The 15,914-nt window shown below is 66.4% G+C and carries 18 protein-coding genes, 1 tRNA gene and 1 pseudogene; 7 read left to right on the forward strand and 13 right to left on the reverse strand.

The features are described from left to right. A pseudogene (locus E3C22_RS22225) lies at positions 1 to 155 on the forward strand (ISAs1 family transposase); the annotation flags it as partial. Between the two features lie 127 nt (positions 156 to 282). Here E3C22_RS22225 and ndk read toward each other — a convergent pair. The 4 genes from ndk to leuD all read right to left on the reverse strand — a co-directional run bounded on the left by ndk (position 283) and on the right by leuD (position 2,513). Then, positions 283 to 705, reverse strand: coding sequence for a nucleoside-diphosphate kinase (gene ndk / locus E3C22_RS22230; RefSeq protein ID WP_134764085.1), 423 nt, complete (start codon positions 703 to 705; stop codon positions 283 to 285). A gap of 84 nt (positions 706 to 789) precedes the next feature. Beyond that, on the reverse strand, positions 790 to 1,482 hold the full coding sequence (locus E3C22_RS22235) for a glutathione S-transferase family protein (RefSeq protein ID WP_134764086.1): 693 nt from the start codon (positions 1,480 to 1,482) through the stop codon (positions 790 to 792). A gap of 193 nt (positions 1,483 to 1,675) precedes the next feature. Next, positions 1,676 to 1,750, reverse strand: a tRNA-Thr gene (locus E3C22_RS22240). Positions 1,751 to 1,907: 157 nt separating this feature from the next. Then, the gene (gene leuD / locus E3C22_RS22245) at positions 1,908 to 2,513 is read right to left on the reverse strand and encodes a 3-isopropylmalate dehydratase small subunit (RefSeq protein WP_134764087.1); all 606 of its coding nucleotides are present in this window, start codon (positions 2,511 to 2,513) and stop codon (positions 1,908 to 1,910) included. Positions 2,514 to 2,621: 108 nt separating this feature from the next. Here leuD and E3C22_RS22250 point away from each other — a divergent pair, with 108 nt between their 5' ends. The 3 genes from E3C22_RS22250 to E3C22_RS22260 are packed head-to-tail and all read left to right on the forward strand — an operon-like array spanning position 2,622 to position 4,430. After that, a complete protein-coding gene (locus E3C22_RS22250) occupies positions 2,622 to 3,524 on the forward strand; it encodes an HpcH/HpaI aldolase/citrate lyase family protein (RefSeq protein WP_134764088.1) in 903 nt (300 codons plus the stop codon). Beyond that, positions 3,521 to 3,727 (forward strand): DUF1737 domain-containing protein, encoded by a 207-nt coding sequence (locus E3C22_RS22255; RefSeq protein ID WP_134764089.1) that lies wholly within the window; start codon positions 3,521 to 3,523, stop codon positions 3,725 to 3,727. Before E3C22_RS22250 ends, E3C22_RS22255 begins: the two co-directional genes overlap by 4 nt. Then, positions 3,714 to 4,430, forward strand: coding sequence for a TIGR02117 family protein (locus tag E3C22_RS22260; protein ID WP_134764090.1), 717 nt, complete (start codon positions 3,714 to 3,716; stop codon positions 4,428 to 4,430). The genes E3C22_RS22255 and E3C22_RS22260 overlap by 14 nt, the downstream gene beginning before the upstream one ends. Before the next feature lie 27 nt (positions 4,431 to 4,457). Here the strand turns inward: E3C22_RS22260 and E3C22_RS22265 are convergent, their stop codons facing one another. After that, positions 4,458 to 4,871 carry a metallopeptidase family protein gene (locus tag E3C22_RS22265; RefSeq protein ID WP_134764091.1) on the reverse strand — a complete coding sequence of 138 codons (414 nt, stop codon included), beginning with the start codon at positions 4,869 to 4,871 and terminating at the stop codon, positions 4,458 to 4,460. A 244-nt stretch (positions 4,872 to 5,115) separates the two neighbouring features. Continuing rightward, on the reverse strand, positions 5,116 to 5,655 hold the full coding sequence (infC, locus tag E3C22_RS22270) for a translation initiation factor IF-3 (RefSeq protein WP_134764147.1): 540 nt from the start codon (positions 5,653 to 5,655) through the stop codon (positions 5,116 to 5,118). Positions 5,656 to 6,035: 380 nt separating this feature from the next. On the opposite strand from infC, the gene E3C22_RS22275 reads away from it, so the two are divergent. The 3 genes from E3C22_RS22275 (at position 6,036) to E3C22_RS22285 (ending at position 8,297) form a co-directional block, all read left to right on the forward strand. After that, complete coding sequence (locus E3C22_RS22275) at positions 6,036 to 6,860, forward strand: alpha/beta hydrolase (protein WP_134764092.1); 825 nt, start codon at positions 6,036 to 6,038, stop codon at positions 6,858 to 6,860. Between the two features lie 283 nt (positions 6,861 to 7,143). After that, positions 7,144 to 7,770 carry a transglutaminase-like cysteine peptidase gene (locus E3C22_RS22280; RefSeq protein WP_134764093.1) on the forward strand — a complete coding sequence of 209 codons (627 nt, stop codon included), beginning with the start codon at positions 7,144 to 7,146 and terminating at the stop codon, positions 7,768 to 7,770. Positions 7,771 to 8,111: 341 nt separating this feature from the next. Beyond that, positions 8,112 to 8,297 (forward strand): hypothetical protein, encoded by a 186-nt coding sequence (locus E3C22_RS22285; RefSeq protein WP_134764094.1) that lies wholly within the window; start codon positions 8,112 to 8,114, stop codon positions 8,295 to 8,297. Between the two features lie 110 nt (positions 8,298 to 8,407). Here E3C22_RS22285 and E3C22_RS22290 read toward each other — a convergent pair whose 3' ends face one another. From E3C22_RS22290 to E3C22_RS22320, 7 genes are all read right to left on the reverse strand, one after another. After that, positions 8,408 to 9,232 carry a response regulator gene (locus tag E3C22_RS22290; RefSeq protein ID WP_134764095.1) on the reverse strand — a complete coding sequence of 275 codons (825 nt, stop codon included), beginning with the start codon at positions 9,230 to 9,232 and terminating at the stop codon, positions 8,408 to 8,410. After that, a complete protein-coding gene (locus E3C22_RS22295; protein ID WP_134764096.1) occupies positions 9,229 to 9,690 on the reverse strand; it encodes a response regulator in 462 nt (153 codons plus the stop codon). Before E3C22_RS22295 ends, E3C22_RS22290 begins: the two co-directional genes overlap by 4 nt. Continuing rightward, positions 9,687 to 11,537 (reverse strand): sensor histidine kinase, encoded by a 1,851-nt coding sequence (locus tag E3C22_RS24695; RefSeq protein ID WP_206027014.1) that lies wholly within the window; start codon positions 11,535 to 11,537, stop codon positions 9,687 to 9,689. The genes E3C22_RS22295 and E3C22_RS24695 overlap by 4 nt, the downstream gene beginning before the upstream one ends. Positions 11,538 to 11,547: 10 nt before the next feature. After that, the gene (locus E3C22_RS22305) at positions 11,548 to 12,480 is read right to left on the reverse strand and encodes a response regulator (protein WP_167591871.1); all 933 of its coding nucleotides are present in this window, start codon (positions 12,478 to 12,480) and stop codon (positions 11,548 to 11,550) included. A 69-nt stretch (positions 12,481 to 12,549) separates the two neighbouring features. After that, positions 12,550 to 13,266, reverse strand: coding sequence for a histidine kinase (locus E3C22_RS22310; RefSeq protein ID WP_134764098.1), 717 nt, complete (start codon positions 13,264 to 13,266; stop codon positions 12,550 to 12,552). Continuing rightward, positions 13,263 to 13,670, reverse strand: coding sequence for a response regulator (locus E3C22_RS22315; RefSeq protein WP_134764099.1), 408 nt, complete (start codon positions 13,668 to 13,670; stop codon positions 13,263 to 13,265). Before E3C22_RS22315 ends, E3C22_RS22310 begins: the two co-directional genes overlap by 4 nt. Beyond that, positions 13,667 to 15,871 carry an ATP-binding protein gene (locus E3C22_RS22320; RefSeq protein WP_134764100.1) on the reverse strand — a complete coding sequence of 735 codons (2,205 nt, stop codon included), beginning with the start codon at positions 15,869 to 15,871 and terminating at the stop codon, positions 13,667 to 13,669. The genes E3C22_RS22315 and E3C22_RS22320 overlap by 4 nt, the downstream gene beginning before the upstream one ends. Between the last annotated feature and the right edge of the window lie 43 nt (positions 15,872 to 15,914).

Here is a 15,914-nt window from a genome sequence, read left to right on the forward strand (position 1 = left end):
GCAAGGACAACGCGCCGCAGAACCTCGCCGTCTTGCGGCGCCTCGCCCTCAACGTCGCCAGACTGCATCCCGACAAGACCCCCATGCGACGAAAACTCCTCAAGGCCGGATGGGACGAAAGCTTCTTTTTCGATCTCATTCGCCATATGCGATAGACCTGCCCTCAAGGGGGGAGATGCCCGGCAGGGCAGAGGGGGGTGATCATCTTATGCGAGCCCGGAAAAAGGCCTCGGCAATCTCCCCTTCAGATCAGTGGGGCGCCATCGCCGGCGCCCCGAAGCCTCAGCCGACGATTTCGGTCTCGGAGAACCAGTAGGCGATCTCCTGGGCGGCCGTCTCCGGCGCGTCGGAGCCGTGCACCGAATTCTCGCCGATCGACAGGGCGAATTCCTTGCGGATCGTCCCCTCCTCGGCCTGGGTCGGATTGGTGGCGCCCATCACTTCGCGGTTCTTGGCGATGGCGTTCTCGCCCTGCAGCACCTGCACGACCGTCGGGCCGGAAGACATCGAATCGACGAGCTCGCCGAAGAACGGCCGCTCCTTGTGGACGGCATAGAAGCCCTCGGCCTCGCGGCGGCTCATCCAGACGCGCTTGGAGGCGACGACGGTGAGGCCGGCCTCTTCGAGCAGCTTGGTGATCGCGCCGGTCAGGTTGCGGCGCGTGGCATCGGGCTTGATCATGGAGAAGGTGCGTTCGACCGCCATCTGGAAATCCTTGTTCTCAACGTTCGGGAAGGTGGCGCGACCTATAGCGGCGAGACATTTGGGGAGCAAGCCGATGGCGCGAAATCAGGCAGCCGCCGGCACCTTCCCGCCCTCGCCGTCATGAAGCGCCAGGCACCGCTCGAACCAGGCCGCCACCTCGTCTCCCGCCGGCAGGATCGGGAGCGGCGAGGTGACGCGCGCCCACTGGAAGGCGCCGAAGACGATGTAGTCGGCAAAGAGCGGGCTCTCGCCGCCGAGAAAGGCCTGCCTGGCGAGGATGGCGCGCAGCGGCTCGATCGATTTGAGCAACGGCTCGACCCGCGCCTCGCGGTCGGCGACGAACGCTTCCAGCGTTGTGCCGAAAGCCTTTTCGCGGCTCTCGCGGAAATAGCTCTGGTCGCGCTCGCCAAGGCCGGCATGGATGTCGAGCACCACCAGCCGGGCGATCTGCGGATGGATGGTCCGCTGCGACCAGCTCTCGACGAAGCGCGACAGGGCGCGGCCACCCTCGCCGCCGAAGAGGCTCGGCCGGTCGGGATAGGTGGCCTCGAGATATTCGGCGATGGCGAAAGAATCGGCGACGAGCGTCTCGCCGTCCTTCAGGATCGGCACGATCTTCGAGAAGCCGCCCTCGAGGCCGGGGATCTCGGTGAAGCCGGCCGTCACGGTCTGAAAGTCGAGACCCTTGTGCTTCAGCGCCAGCCGCGCCTTCCAGCAATGCGGCGAGAACGGCCTGGCGGCATCGCTGCCGACGAGTTCGTAGAGCGTCATGGCCATGGTGGTCTCCCCGGGCGTTGCGCGGCGAGCCGGCACTTTTGCAGCCCCTCGCCAGTCCCGGAGACATTTAGCCAGCCATGGCGAAAGAAGATAGCCAGCGCGCTCGGCCAGGACGCGACCAGATGCAGGGCGGAGACGCCGCGGCGACAGGTGGCCGGCAACGTCGAGACATTTGGATTTTGCAGGATGACGCTGGTGCTGCCGGAGAGATTTGAACTCTCGACCTCTCCCTTACCAAGGGAGTGCTCTACCCCTGAGCTACGGCAGCGCTGCGGGCGCCTTATTCGATGATTTCGCCCGGCGCGTCAACACCCGATCATCGGCTTTCGGCGGAAAGGCGGCGGCGCCTTGAAGTGCCTCGCCTTCCTGCCGGCGTTCCCTACCCGCCGCGGCTGGTGCCTGGCTTGCGCGGTGCCTCCGACGCCTCAGGCCCAGGGGCGCTCCTCGGCGAGGGTCTGTTCGAAATCCTCGATCCTGCCGGCCCGCTCCAGCGTCAGTCCGATGTCATCGAGGCCGTTGATCAGGCAGTGCTTGCGGAACGGATCGATCTCGAAGGTGATAGAGCCGCCGTCCGGCCCCGAGATCGTCTGGTTCTCGAGGTCGACGCTGAGCCGGGCATTCGAGCCGCGCTCGGCATCGTCCATCAAGAGCGCCAGCTGCTCCGGCGTCACGCGGATCGGCAGGATGCCGTTCTTGAAGCAGTTGTTGTAGAAGATGTCGGCGAAGGACGTCGAGATCACGCAGCGGACGCCGAAGTCGAGCAGCGCCCATGGGGCGTGCTCGCGGGACGAGCCGCAGCCGAAATTGTCGCCGGCGACGAGGATCTCGGCATTGCGATAGGCCGGCTTGTTGAGGACGAAATCAGGGTTCTCGGAGCCGTCGTCATTGTAGCGCAGCTCGTGGAACAGGCCCTTGCCGAGCCCGGTGCGCTTGATCGTCTTCAGAAAGTCCTTGGGGATGATCATGTCGGTATCGACATTGACGATCGGCAGGGGCGCGGCGACGCCGGTGAGCTTGTCGAATTTCTGCATGGGTCGCGACCTCCGATCTTAATTGCTTGCGCGATGGCTTACTCCGTTGCAGGAAACGAGGCAAATCGTGACGCGGATCCGTCCGTGCCACGCAATCAAGCCCGCCTCATGGTTCGCGATCCGATGCTCCTACGCTCGCTGCTCTTCGTGCCGGCCGCCAACGGCCGGGCGCTGGAAAAATCCGAGGCTCTGGCCGCCGACGGCCTGATCTACGACCTCGAGGATTCGGCCGCGCCGCAAGCCAAGGACGAAGCGCGCGAGCGGCTGCGCGAGCATCTCGGCAAGACCCGCCATCCGGGGCCGAAGATCGTCCGGATCAATCCGCTCGACAGCCGCGAGGGCACCGAGGACCTGTTGATGGCGCGCGGCGCGGGCGTCGATGCAGTGCTTCTGACGAAGGTCGAGGACAGCGACGTGCTCAAGGACGCGTCGCGGGCGCTCGACGAGATGGACGCGCCGGCACGGCTGCGGCTCTGGGCAATGGTCGAGACGCCGCGCGGCATCGTCAGGGCCGAAAAGATCGCCCGCAAGGGCGTGCGCGGCCGGCTCTCGGGCTTCGTCGTCGGGCCGAACGACATCCAGCTCGCGACGAATGTCCTGCCGGATGCCGAGCGCACCGAACTCCTGCCATGGTTGATGCAGATCGTGCTGGCGGCCAAGGCCAACGGGCTGCACGTCCTCGACGGCGTCTATCGCGATTTTCGCGACCACGAGGGCTATGCCCGCGAATGCGCCGCCGGCCGGCGCATGGGCTTCGACGGCAAGACGCTGATCCATCCGGCGCAGATCGAGCCGGCGAATGCCGCCTTCGGCCCAAGCGATGCCGCGATCGCCGAGGCCGAAGCGATCGTCGCCGCCTTCAGGCGGCCGGAAAATGCCCAGAAGGGCGTGATTCAGATCGACGGGCGGATGGTCGAGCGGCTGCATCTCACCGATGCGCGCCGGATCCTCGCCATGCGCGACGCCATCGCCGCGCGCAACGCCGCTTCAGCCAACACGGACAGCCGATGAAACTCTACCGCTTTCTCTCCGGCCCGGACGATGCCAGCTTCTGCCACAAGGTCTCGCTGGCGCTGTCGAAGGGATGGGAACTCCATGGCTCGCCGACCTACGCCTTCGATGCCGAGACGAAGACCATGCGCTGCGGCCAGGCGGTGACGAAGACCGTCGACGGCAAGGCCTACGATCCGGCGATGAAGCTTGGCGAGCAATAAGGCAGGAGATTCGCGCAACCGCCGATCGCTCGTCGCCAGATGTCTGCGCAGCCTTGTCGCGCTGGTCGCTGTGGCGGCCCTGGCACTCCTCGTCGGTGTCGTCGTGCCGCGCGGCGGACCGGTTTCCGAGGGCGACGACGGTCCGCCGCGGCAGATCCTCGTCCTCAAAGGCCCGATCCACAGCGACATCGCGCTTCCTGCCGATCCTTCGACACGGCAGCATTTCGCCTTTCTCGCCGATGCCGGGCTGCCCCTCGACCAGCTGAACGCCGCCTGGATCATCGTCGGCTGGGGCGGGCGCACCTTCTACACCGAAACGCCGACATGGTCCGACCTACGGCCGGTGCCGTTGCTGCGCACGCTGACCGGCGATGCCGCCGCGCTCCATGTCGAGCTTGCCGGCGTCATCGATACGCGCAATCCGGAAGTTATGTCGATCGACCTGTCCGACAAAGCCTATCGGGACCTCGTCGCTGCCGTTCTGGGCAGCTTCACGCCCGGCGAAGACGGCCGGCCGAGGGAGATCGTCGGGGCCGGCTACGGTGAGTTCGACCGGTTCTTCGAGGCCCGCTGGACGTTCCATCTCATGTCCAACTGCAACAGCTGGACGGCCGCGATGCTGCGGAAAGGCGGCCAGACGACCGGTCTCTGGACGCCGCTGCCCCAGGCCCTGTTCCTGTCCCTTGCCCTGCACGCCGACTGAGACCCTGCACGACGCCGGCAAACAGCGTCAGTCGGCCTCGCGCTCCAGCGCTTCCATGTCGTCGTCGGACAGGCCGAAATGGTGGCCGATCTCGTGGATCAGCACATGGCGGACGATCGCTTCGAGGGTGTCGTCCTGCTCGGCCCAGTAGTCGAGGATCGGCCGTCGATAGAGCAGGATGCGGTTGGTCATCTCGCCGGTGGCGGCCACGCCCATATAGCCGATCGGGCGTCCCTCGAAGAGGCCGAGAATGTCGAACTCGGTCTCGAGCTCCATCTCGCGGATGACGTCCTCTTCGGGAAAGTCGGCGACGATGAAGCGGATCTCGCCGCAGAGCGAGCGGAACTCCTCCGGCAGGTCGGCATAGGCTTCGACGGCAAGCGTCTCGATATCGGAAAGGCTCGGTGCCCGGCCAAGGCCCATGCCAAGCGATCCACCCATCTCCCGTCCTCCCGCCTTGCTGCGTCGGCGATGAGATAGGATCGCGGCCCGCCTCGCGAAAGTCCCGGGCCGCGACATTGCGGCCGGAAGCGGGCGAATCGCCGCCGAGCGTCATGCTTGTCCGTCGCCCGGATACGAAAAACGCTGCTCCGGCCAGTGGCCGGGGCAGCGTTTTCGTTCATGTCGTAACCTGCAATTCGGCCAATGTGCAGGCCGGCAAGGCTGGCCGCGTCGCCTTCGGGGATCAGCCCCGCGGCGCCAGCACCATCATCATCTGACGGCCTTCGAGCTTCGGCTCGGCCTCGACCTTGGAATATTCCGCCGTCTCTTCCTTCACGCGGTTGAGCAGCTGCATCCCGAGTTCCTGATGCGCCATCTCGCGGCCGCGGAAGCGAAGCGTGACCTTCACCTTGTCGCCCTCGTCGAAGAACCGTCGCACCGACTTCATCTTCGTCTCGTAGTCGTGCTCGTCGATATTCGGCCGCATCTTGATCTCTTTGACCTCGATGGTCTTCTGGCGCTTGCGCGCCTCGGCGGCCTTCTTCTGGTTCTCGTATTTCAGCTTGCCGAGGTCGAGGATCTTGCAGACGGGCGGATTGGCGGTCGGAACGATCTCGACGAGATCGAGGCCAGCCTCTTCGGCGATCGCCAGCGCTTCCTGCGTCGCGATCTGGCCGCGATTCTGGCCTTCGTGGTCGATGAGCTGGATCTCCGGGACGCGGATCTCTCGATTGGAGCGGGGCCCCTCCTTCTGAGCAGGCGGTGCACGAAATGGTCTGCGAATGGTCGTAATCTCCGGTCGTTGACGACTGATTGTGGAGGAGGAAACACGCGAGGTCGAAATCGGTTTCGATCGTCCGTCGCGCGGGTCCACCGAAAGCGCAAAGCAACGCCTTCGCGTCACCTATAGCATCCCTCGGCGCTTTTGGCACCTGCGGGGCGGGCCGGAAACGCCATTTCCGGCCGCGGCCAGGCCCGCAAAATCATCTGCGGTTGGCTCCGGCGCCGGTCTTGATATGGCCATGATACCGCCGCTTGCAAGCGGCAGGGCTCCTTTCGTCGGCGCGCCGGCCGGCATTGCCGGCTTTTGCGGGCCGCCCTTGCGGTGCCCTGCCCGGCCGTGAGACTTGGCGGTTCATAAACCTTCGAACCAAGGGTGACGACATGCCTGCCGACACGACCACGACCGACGGGGCTTCGGGCGAAATCGCAGGGCGGCTGACCGTCGACACCGGCACCTCCGCGCGCGAGATCGCCTGTCGCAGGATCACCGGCAAGGCCCCGACCATCGTCTGGCTCGGCGGTTACCGCTCCGACATGCGCGGCACCAAGGCCGAGCACCTTCTCGGCTTTGCGAAGAGCCACGGCCTCGGCTACTGCCGCTTCGACTATTCCGGCCATGGCGAATCCTCCGGCCGCTTCGAGGACGGCACGATCGGCGGCTGGACGGAAGAAAGCGCGGCGGTGCTGAACTCCCTCGGCAAGGCCCCGCTCGTCCTCGCCGGCTCCTCCATGGGCGCCTGGATCGCGCTCAATCTCGTGCGCCGGGCAAAGGAATTCGGCCTCGAAGGCCGGATCAAGGGGTTGCTGCTCCTCGCGCCGGCACCGGATTTCACCGAGCGGCTGCTGTTGCCGAAGCTCTCGGCCGAGCAGCGCGCCGCCATCGAAACCGACGGCCGCCTCGAAATCCCCTCCGACTATTCCGACGAGCCGGACCTTTATACCCGCGCGCTGTTCGAGGACGGACGGAAGAACCTCGTGCTCGACGGTCTGATCGACACCGGCTGCCCGGTCACCATCATCCAGGGCATGGCCGACGCCGACGTCCCCTATGAACACGCCCTCACGCTCGTTGAGCACCTGCCGCACCACGCGGTGATCCTCAGCCTGGTGCGCGACGGCGATCACCGCCTGTCGCGGCCGCAGGACCTCGACCTGATCGGCCGCAGCCTCGCCGATCTCGTCGAAACGGCCGGAGAGATGGCCTGACGCCTGCGGAAATCCACAGTGCGAGGCGTTTCAGTCGCGCGAGTGTGACACCGATGTCACAGAGCGCGCGGCCGATCTGAATTCCGTTATATTTTCCAACACTTAAACCGCAGCTTGCCCGAAGCTCGCCCCATCCTGCGGGTGTATCCTGCGTGAAGCCTTCGCCAATCTGTTGCCTGGCTGGCGCGGCACCCCGCTTTGCGCTGCACAATAGATTGACACTTTTTCCGAATGCACCGAACATCGGCAGATCAGCATCATAGACCTGCGGATGAGGGGACGCATGGAGAGAATTTGCGCGATTGGCGCCACGCTCGTGCTTTGCCTGACGGTCATTCTGTCGACCGGCACGGCCCGAGCCATCGAAGCGAGGGGACCATTCATGCAGATCGGCGTCTCGGCACCGAGACCCATCGGCCACCGGGACTTCTGCCGGCGCAATCCCGACGAATGCCGGCCGATCGCCCGCCGCGGCCGCCCGACGCCCGTCAAGCTCGACCCGGCCCTCGTCCACGCCATCGCGGCGATCAATCTCTCGGTCAATTCGAGCGTCAAGGCGGAGTCCGACGAGGATCTCTACGGCGTCGAGGAATACTGGACCTATCCCGGCAAGGCCGGCGACTGTGAGGACTTCGCGCTGGAAAAGCGCCGCCTGCTGCATGAGAAGGCGAAGATCGACTATGCCGACCTGCTCCTGACCGTGGTGCGCAAGACCAATGGCGAGGGCCACGCCGTGCTCACGCTGCACACCACCGACGGCGACTTCATCCTCGACAATCTCAACTGGCGCATCCTGCCCTGGCACGAGACGCCCTACGCCTTTTTAAAGCGTCAGAGCACGGCCGATCCCGGCAAGTGGAACCGCATCACCAACGGCCGCGACGTGCTGGTCGGCGCGGTGAAGCGGTAGCACCCAAGCTCGCTGAAACCGAAGACCGGAGAGCCGCCAGCGCGGCTCTTCGCCGTTTCCGGCGAGGTGCGAAAGCCTGCTTGATCTCCGCCGAAGCGACTGCCGCGAAAAGATTTCCGCTTCTTTAACTGATTGATATTCAGCCAGCCATCTTTAGCCTAAAGTCCGATGCTAGAACAAAGACGTGGCGCCGATCCGGGAGGTCGCCGCGTCTCGAAAAGCGGCCTCGGGAGGGCTGCATGCCGCCGCGATCGGCGGCCCCACCCCCAGCATTCGTGCTTTCAAGCAAAAGTCATCGCTTGTCTGCTTCCGGTAACGCGGTTCGAAGGATCGGAACTCGCATGCGGATCGATGAGGACAAGGATCTGGCGGAACAGGTGGAGGGCGCCCTTCGGGCACTCGGTATCGCCGCGACACGCAAAGCCGCCGACCAGTCGCCGGGCATCACCGGCGCCGTTTCGGACCTTCGCAAGAGCGCGATGCGCCCCGAGGTCAGGGCCGAACGCAATTTCCACGGCGAAGACTGAGGCCGGAACGGCCATAGCGGGTGGGGCCCCGTGATAGAGGCTACGCTCCAGCGCCCATCACACCCGCAGGCGACCGAAGGACGGCTCGCCGCAAGCCATGACAAATCGCTTCACCCCGTCTCCGCGTTGCGCTGACGCAGCAGGCTTTCGGCCCGCTCCGCCCGCATGAATGTCTCGACGATCAGCGTCTCGTCGCTGGCAACGCCGCGATAGCCGAGGAACGCGCCGTTGCGGCTGAACACCGGAGAACCCGTCATCGTCACGTGGAATTCCTCGCCGGCTGGCCCGCGATAGCAGAAGCGGAAATTGCGGAACGGCTGGTGTTCGTCGAGGAGCCGCCTGTGCCGGCCCCAGTGAGCGTCGGTCTCGAGGTCGATGCCGCAGGCCTCCCAGAGCGTGCGGCCGACGCTGCGCAGCGGATCCGACCACTCGGCCTGCTCGGAAAACACCGTGCCGAAGGCCATGCGATGCTCCGCGTCGGTCTCCCAGATCCAGTCCGACGTGGCCTCGACGATCTGCCGGAAGCGCTCCTCGCTCTCGCGCCGGGCATGGTTCTGTTCGGCTGCGGCGAGCTCGCGGATGACCGCCGGGACGAGCCGGGACAGATTGTGCTTCAGGACGAGATCGCTGGCCCCGTCATGCATCAGCGAGACCGCGATCTCTTCGCCGACGGCGCCCGAAACGACGATCACCGGCATGTCGGGATCGGCCTTCTTGGCGGCGGCGAGAACGTCCGAGAAATGCGTGTTCGGCAGGTTGTAGTCGGAAAGGACGAGGTCCCAGCTTTCTTGCTCGAGCATCCGGCGTGCGGCATCGATGCGTTGCGCGTGGCCGAGCTTGGCCTCGAAGCGATGACGTTTCAGCTCGCGCTCGAGAAGCGCGGCGTCGTCCTCGTTGTCTTCGATGATCAGGATGCGCGTCGTCGTTTCGCTCATGCCCGCGCTTCCTGGCGGCCGTGCCGACCTTCCGGAGATTCGTTGAGAGACAGCCAGTATTCGCCGAGACGCCGCGCCGCCTCGACGAAGGCGTCGAAGTCGATCGGCTTGCGGACATAGCTGTTGCAGCCGAGCTGGTAGCCGCTGAGGAGGTCCTGCTCCTCGCGCGAGGAGGTCAGAAGAACGATCGGCAGGAGCTTGCCCCGCGCGTCGGTGCGAAGGCGTCGCAGCACCTCCAGCCCGTCGATGCGCGGCAGATTGAGATCGAGGAGAACGAGCTGCGGAGCCAGGGGCCCCTCCTCCGCCCGCGAGCCGATCCCGAGCAGATAGTCGAGCGCCTCGACGCCGTCGCGCGCGACGACGATCTCGGTGCGGATGCCGTTGCGGCGGAAGGCGCGGATGGTCAGGATCTCGTCGTCCGGATTGTCCTCGACGAGGAGGATCGGTTTTTCGCTCATTTGCCCGTCTTTCCCAGAGTGAAGAAGAAGCTGGCGCCCTGCCCCGGCGCTGCCTCCGCCCAGATCCGCCCGCCATGGCGGTTGACGATGCGCTGCACCGTCGCGAGGCCGACCCCCGTTCCGGCATAGTCTTCGCCGGCGTGGAGCCGCTGGAAGGCCCCGAACAGCCGGCCGGCATGTTCCATGTCGAAGCCGGCGCCGTTGTCGCGCACGAAGTAGACCGGCCCGTCCTGGTCCCAGCGGGAGCCGACGGTCACCCTGGCGTCCTTGGTGCGGGCGGTGAACTTTGCCGCATTGCCGAGAAGGTTCTCGAGGACGATGCGCAACAGCCGGGCGTCGGCCTCCGCGACCAAGCCCGGCTGGACCTGCCATGCGACGGCGTGGTCCGGTTCGAGCGCCGAAATCACGCTGTTGGCAAGGTCGCTAACGTCGACGCTCTGCAGCCGCAATTCGCTGCGCGTCACCCGGGCAAGGCCGAGGAGATCGTCGATGAGCTGGCCCATCCGCTGGGCGGCGCTGCGGATCCGCTCGAGATAGCGCCGGCCTTCCGGGTCGAGAGCGTCGGAGTGGTCCTCGGCAAGGGCGAGGCTGAAGCCGTCGATCGAGCGCAACGGGGTCCGCAGGTCGTGCGAGACCGAATAGGAAAAGGCTTCGAGCTCGCGGTTCACCGCGGCAAGGGCGCGATTGTCCACCTCCAGCCGTTCCGCGAGTTCCCACGCCTTGGCGTCCGCCTCCACCCGGCGTTGCCAGTGATAGGCGATCGCCAGCGAGGCAAGCGCCAGGACGGCAAGAGCGGCGGCGAGGAAACCGGCGAGGTCGGTGCGGCCTCCACCGGTCTTCGGAAGATCATGAAAGGCCACCGCATACCAGCGCGGCCGGATCGACCAGTCGGGATTGCCGGCGCTGGTCGACCGGTCGACAGCGGCAAAGGCGAAGCGGCCCGTTCCGGTCGAGATCGTGCCGGCCGACTGGCCCTCGCCGCGCATTGCCGCCCAGGCGTCCGGATGCGCATTGGCAAAGCTCAGATGCTCCCGGTCGGGATACATGAAGGCCCATTCGACCGAGGGGTCCGGGCCGAGGAGCCAGTAGCCGGCGCCGTTGACCAGCCAGATCTCGCCGCCGCGGCCCGCCGCCTTGCGGTCGAGATCGTCGAGGAGATCATGGGCGTGATAGTTGAGGACCAGGATGCCACGCCGGCTGTCGCCGCTCGAATAGATCGGCACGGAGAAGCGGATCGTCGGCCGGATCGGCTCCTCGATCTTGCCGTGCTCGATGTTGAGATCCATCGGCGAGACGTAGGTGCTGCCGCGCGGCAGCCCGATGGTCGCCCTGAAATAGTAGCGCGTCGCCTTGTCCTGCATCCGCCGCCTGGCGAGCGCCGCGGCCTCACCCGCCCCGTTGACGTCGACGCGCACCACCTCGTGCCCAGACGCGTCGAGCACCCGGGCCGAATCGTAGCGGGTCTTGTGGTTGAGGAACTCGACGAACTGGCGTTCCAGCACCTCGCGATTGGCCGGGGAAGCGTTGGTGAGCCAGGCCTGGAGGGCGCTGTCCTCGGCGAGGAAGCCGGCATCGGAGACGCCGTTGCTCAGATGGGCATTGACGTCGACGACGGCGACGTCGACGATCTGTTCGAGACTTTTCAGCTGCAATTCGTCCCTTGCCGCCTGCTCGATCGTGAAGATCGCGGCGAAGGCGAGCGTTGCCAGGATCGCCATCGGCGCGAATATGACCGCGGCCTTCCAGGCGATCGCCCCGGAGCCGGAGCCGCGCTTCGGCCACGCAAGGCGCGACAGGAGGCGGGACCGGATACCGGCGAGGCGCGGCGGGGAGGTGGTGACGGTCATCGCCGGGCCGTCATTCGCGCATGATCGGGCAATGCGTCTTCAGCGCATCGGCGATCTCGTCGAAGTGGAAGGGCTTGCGGAACACGCCGGTCGCGGCGCGCGGGCCGACGAGGTCCTTCCAGCGCGGCAGCGGCCGCTGCTCGGTCTCGATCTCGCCGGAAACGACGAAGATCGGCAGCGACGCCGTCTCCACCCGCTCGCGCAGCCGCCAGATCAGATAGTGGCCGCCGCCGTTCGGCATCAGATAGTCGGTGATGACGGCATGCGGCTCTTCGCGGATCGCGGTGCGATAACCGTCGATGCCGTTGTCGGCGACGAAGACGGTGGCCTTCAGCTTCTGCAGCCGCGAGCGCATGGCGGTGATCATGTGGAGGTCGTCGTCGACGAGGAGGATCCTCGGTCCGGCCGCCGGCAGAGTCGCGGCATTCGAGCCCGGCATGCGTGCGCTGGCCGGATCGAGCGAGGTCGGCGGCGATTCGAGGCTCAGAAGGTCGGCGAGGATCGCGTGGATATTGCTCCAGGCGTCGGAGTTCTTGGGAACGAGATAGGCGCCGATCGCCTCACAGCGCTCGCTCGTCTCGTTGTCGCTGCGCCCGGTCAGGACGATGACGTTCATCGCCGGCATGCGGGAATTCAGGAGCTTCTCGCAGACCTTGAAGCCGTCGACCTCGGGCATCGAGATGTCGACGATCAGGACGTCGGGAAAATTGTTGCGGCTTCTCAGAATGGCCTGCAACCCGCCTTCCGCGGTGACGACGTCGAGGCCCAGCCGGCGGCAGCGCGTCGAGATGGCGCGGACGATCCCGGGATCGTCGTCGACCACCATCACCTTCGGCGGTGCGGTATCGACCTCGTCCTTGAAGGCGTCGCGGGCATTCAGTGCGATCGCCGGAATGGCGCGGGTGTAAAGGCCGCCATTCGTCGGGTGATTCATCGCCATCATCAATTCCATTCCCTCACATCAGTCGTCAGATCGCTGAAATCCTCACAGGCATCGGCGCTTTCCGGCCCCTCATGGGCGGGAGAGTTGCAAGACGAAGGCTGCGCCAGTGTCCTTCTGCTTGATGACGAGGCTTCCGCCGGCGCGGGCCAGGACGATGCCGGCGAAGCGTTGGCGGAAGGTCTTCGGCTCGACCCGCATCAGCTCGGTGCCGCCGAGGAGTTCGGACGGCGTCCAGCCCTCGCCCCGCCACAGGCAGAGCTGCAGTTTCAAGGTGTCGAGATCGAGCGGCACGCCGATGCGGATGGTGTCGCGCCGCGACGCCGAACGGCAGAGATCGTTGAGCAGCGCCACGACGGCCTCGCGGAAGGACCCGGCGTCGCAGAGACAGACCGGCGGCTCTGGCGGGCCGAGAAACTGCACCTCGATGCCCCAGCGCGCCGCGATGGTTTCGATGTTCGGCCGCAGATCCTCGATCAGCGCGGCGACGTCGATCTCGGCCGGCGGGCGGCCGGCGGGGTCGTCAAGCTCCACCTTGAGGAACTCCAGCGTTCCGAGCAGCGTCTCGACGTCCCAGACCCGGTCGTGGACGAGACCGAGCAGTTCGGCACTGTCGCCCGTTTCGTTGGGTTCGAGTTCTTCCCTGACGATGCTGGCAAATTCCGAGATCACCGCCAGCGGCGTCCTGCAGTCGTGGCAGAACGCCTTGACCATCGCCGTGGTGAGGATCGGATCGGCGGAATCGGGTGCCAGGCCACGCGGCCCGGCGATCTCCTGGGTCAGGCTCATTGCGCGCGTCCTTCCGGCTGTGCGTCGACGAGATCGGCAACGGCGGCGATGGCGCCGGGCCGGAACGGCTTGGTGATCGGCGGCAGCATCCTCAGGCCGCAATCCTCGCCGGCGAGCGCCAGCTCGGCGAGATCGCTCTGGCTCTTGCCGCTGATCAGCTGGACCCAGGCATTGCAGTGAATTTCGGCGAGCGCGTCGAAGGGATCGGCCTCCTCGGTGTCGGGAAGCGAGGCATCCAGAAAGATCAGCGCCGGCCTGACCCGGCGGAGCGCGTCTTCGAGTTCGGCAAGCGAGACACAGGCGATGGTGTTCAGACCCCGCCGTTCCAGCGGGCGGCGGATGATGCGAAGAACGTCCGGATCGTCGTCGACGATGATGCAGACGGCCGTCTCGGCCTGGGTCATGGCATTGCTCCTTCACGCACGGCCGGATTGTCGCCCGAAGATCGGGACGCGACCTCGCCAGGCGCCGACGCGGCATCGCCGTCGCCCAGAACGGTCCGCAGCATCGTCGCCAGTTCGCTCTGCCGGTAGGGCTTGCGCAGGATCCACTCCGGCGTCCCCTTGGCGAGCTTTTCGAATTCCTCGGTGTAGCCGGTGGTCAGCAGCACCCGGATGCCGGGCCGCATCGCCCGCGCCTGCTCGACCAGTCGCAGGCCGTTGGTCCCGCCGGGCAGGATCAGGTCGGAGAACAGAAGGTCGATCTTTGCCGGCGCTTCGAGGACGCGCAGCGCCGAGGCGGCATCCTCCGCTTCGGTCACGCGATAACCGAGCTTGCCGAGCAACCGGGCGACGAAATTGCGCACATCCTCCTCGTCCTCGACGAGGAGGATGCTTTCCGATCCGGTCGGCAGCGATCTCCGGCGGGCGGGAGCGGCAGCCTCCTTCGCCGCTTCTGCCGCGACCGGCAGGAAGAGGCTGACGACCGTGCCCGCCCCGAGGGCGCTTTCGATGGCGACATGGCCACCGGACTGTTTGACGAAGCCGTAGACCATCGCCAGTCCGAGGCCCGACCCCCGGCCGACGGCCTTGGTGGTGAAGAACGGCTCGAAGGCCTTGGCGAGAACCTCGGGGCTCATGCCGGTGCCGGTGTCGGCGACCCGCACCTCGATGTAGTCGCCGGCCGAAAGCTCGGCCGGCAATGCCGGGTCACCGGCAGCAAACGATTGCGTCGCGATCGACAGCGTGCCGCCCTCCGGCATGGCGTCGCGGGCGTTCACCGCGAGGTTGATCAGCGCCGATTCGAAGATCGCCCGGTCGACCATCGCCTGCCGCGATCCTGCCCTGTCAGCGATGGCAACGTCGATCTGCTCGCCGAGGGTGCGGTTCAGCATGTCGGCGAGCGAGGTGATCGACTGGGAGATCGCCACCGGCTCCGGCCGCAGCGCCTGGCGCCGGCCGAAGGCGAGCAGCCGCTGCGTCAGAAGCGCGCCGCGTTCGGCGCCTTTGATGACAAGGTCGAGAAGCGGACGATGCGCCACGTCCAGGTCTTCCTCGAGCAGGATCTCGGCATTGCCGAGGATGACGGCGAGGATGTTGTTGAAGTCGTGGGCGATGCCGCCGGTCAGGTGGCCGATCGCCTCCATTTTCTGGGCCTGGCGGAACTGCGCTTCGAGATCGAGCCGCTCGGTCGCGTCGGAAATGACACCGACATGATGGGTGATCCGCCCCTCGCCGTCGCGGATCGGCGAAATCGAGAGATCGGACTGGAACTCGCTGCCATCGCGCCGGTAATTGAGGATCGTCGTCTGGATCGACCGGCCGTCGCGGCACGCCTCGCCGAGTTCCTGCACGGTCGATCGATCGGTCTCGGGCCCCTGCAGAAAGCGCGGATTCCTGCCCAGCGCCTCGGCACTGCTGTAGCCGGTGAGTTCCTCGAAGGCCGGATTGACGTAGATCAGCGGCTCGCCGGTCCGCCGGGCGCTGGTGATCATCACGCCCTGGTCGAGCGCTTCGAGCGCCTGGTTGCGGAGCGCCAGAATGGCGTCGGTGCGCCGCCGCTCCCATGCCGAGGCGACGACATAGGCAAGGCTGCCGACGAAATCCGTCAGGGTTTCGTCGCGGCCGTCGAAACCCTCCCGGCGCAAGAGGGCGATCACCCCGGCGCGCTGCAGCCGCGGGCCGATCGGGAAGGCCAGCCCGTGCCGGCCGGAAAGCTCGGCGGCGAGCGCGGTCGCCAGCATCGGGCCGTCGAAGAAGACGGCACCCTCGCCGGACAGGCTTTCATAGAGGGGGCGGCAAACCGCCGCGGGAAACGCTCTGGCATCGGCATCCCGCGCCACCTCGCCTGCGCCGCTCACGAGGCGCAACGTCCGCCGGTCGCCGGAGAGCTCGAAGATCGCGACGCCATCGGCGGCGGAGACGTTGGCGAGAAGCTCCGCCGCACGGTCGACAAGAAGCGACGGATCGCCGCCGTCGAGTGCCACCTGCATGATTTCGGCAAGGCCCCGCCACTGACCGCCCGGAGCGGGTCGGCCGGGAGCTGGCGATGCTTCGGGGCAGCGCTTGGCGACGCTGCGGTCCGGCTCGTTGCCCCGGCCGCCAGCGAAGCAGGCGATGCAATCGCCCTCTCGCTCGTCATCTCGTGCCTGGTTGGCAAACCGCATCGAAGCCTCTGCAGCGAAAGCCGGAAATTCGCCTGAGCATCTT

Source organism: Jiella endophytica, from assembly GCF_004519335.1.
GTDB lineage: Bacteria > Pseudomonadota > Alphaproteobacteria > Rhizobiales > Rhizobiaceae > Jiella > Jiella endophytica.

What these genes read in the sequence shown, in the direction of transcription:
- E3C22_RS22320 (WP_134764100.1), bottom strand. Translation starts at nt 15,871, where the DNA reads ATGCGGTTTGCCAACCAGGCACGAGATGACGAGCGAGAGGGCGATTGC.
- E3C22_RS24695 (WP_206027014.1), bottom strand. Translation starts at nt 11,537, where the DNA reads ATGACCGTCACCACCTCCCCGCCGCGCCTCGCCGGTATCCGGTCCCGC.
- E3C22_RS22295 (WP_134764096.1), bottom strand. Translation starts at nt 9,690, where the DNA reads ATGAGCGAAAAACCGATCCTCCTCGTCGAGGACAATCCGGACGACGAG.
- E3C22_RS22250 (WP_134764088.1), top strand. Translation starts at nt 2,622, where the DNA reads ATGGTTCGCGATCCGATGCTCCTACGCTCGCTGCTCTTCGTGCCGGCC.
- E3C22_RS22275 (WP_134764092.1), top strand. Translation starts at nt 6,036, where the DNA reads ATGCCTGCCGACACGACCACGACCGACGGGGCTTCGGGCGAAATCGCA.
- E3C22_RS22235 (WP_134764086.1), bottom strand. Translation starts at nt 1,482, where the DNA reads ATGGCCATGACGCTCTACGAACTCGTCGGCAGCGATGCCGCCAGGCCG.
- E3C22_RS22290 (WP_134764095.1), bottom strand. Translation starts at nt 9,232, where the DNA reads ATGAGCGAAACGACGACGCGCATCCTGATCATCGAAGACAACGAGGAC.
- E3C22_RS22280 (WP_134764093.1), top strand. Translation starts at nt 7,144, where the DNA reads ATGGAGAGAATTTGCGCGATTGGCGCCACGCTCGTGCTTTGCCTGACG.
- ndk (WP_134764085.1), bottom strand. Translation starts at nt 705, where the DNA reads ATGGCGGTCGAACGCACCTTCTCCATGATCAAGCCCGATGCCACGCGC.
- E3C22_RS22255 (WP_134764089.1), top strand. Translation starts at nt 3,521, where the DNA reads ATGAAACTCTACCGCTTTCTCTCCGGCCCGGACGATGCCAGCTTCTGC.
- E3C22_RS22285 (WP_134764094.1), top strand. Translation starts at nt 8,112, where the DNA reads ATGCGGATCGATGAGGACAAGGATCTGGCGGAACAGGTGGAGGGCGCC.
- E3C22_RS22305 (WP_167591871.1), bottom strand. Translation starts at nt 12,480, where the DNA reads ATGATGGCGATGAATCACCCGACGAATGGCGGCCTTTACACCCGCGCC.
- E3C22_RS22310 (WP_134764098.1), bottom strand. Translation starts at nt 13,266, where the DNA reads ATGAGCCTGACCCAGGAGATCGCCGGGCCGCGTGGCCTGGCACCCGAT.
- E3C22_RS22265 (WP_134764091.1), bottom strand. Translation starts at nt 4,871, where the DNA reads ATGGGTGGATCGCTTGGCATGGGCCTTGGCCGGGCACCGAGCCTTTCC.
- E3C22_RS22315 (WP_134764099.1), bottom strand. Translation starts at nt 13,670, where the DNA reads ATGACCCAGGCCGAGACGGCCGTCTGCATCATCGTCGACGACGATCCG.
- leuD (WP_134764087.1), bottom strand. Translation starts at nt 2,513, where the DNA reads ATGCAGAAATTCGACAAGCTCACCGGCGTCGCCGCGCCCCTGCCGATC.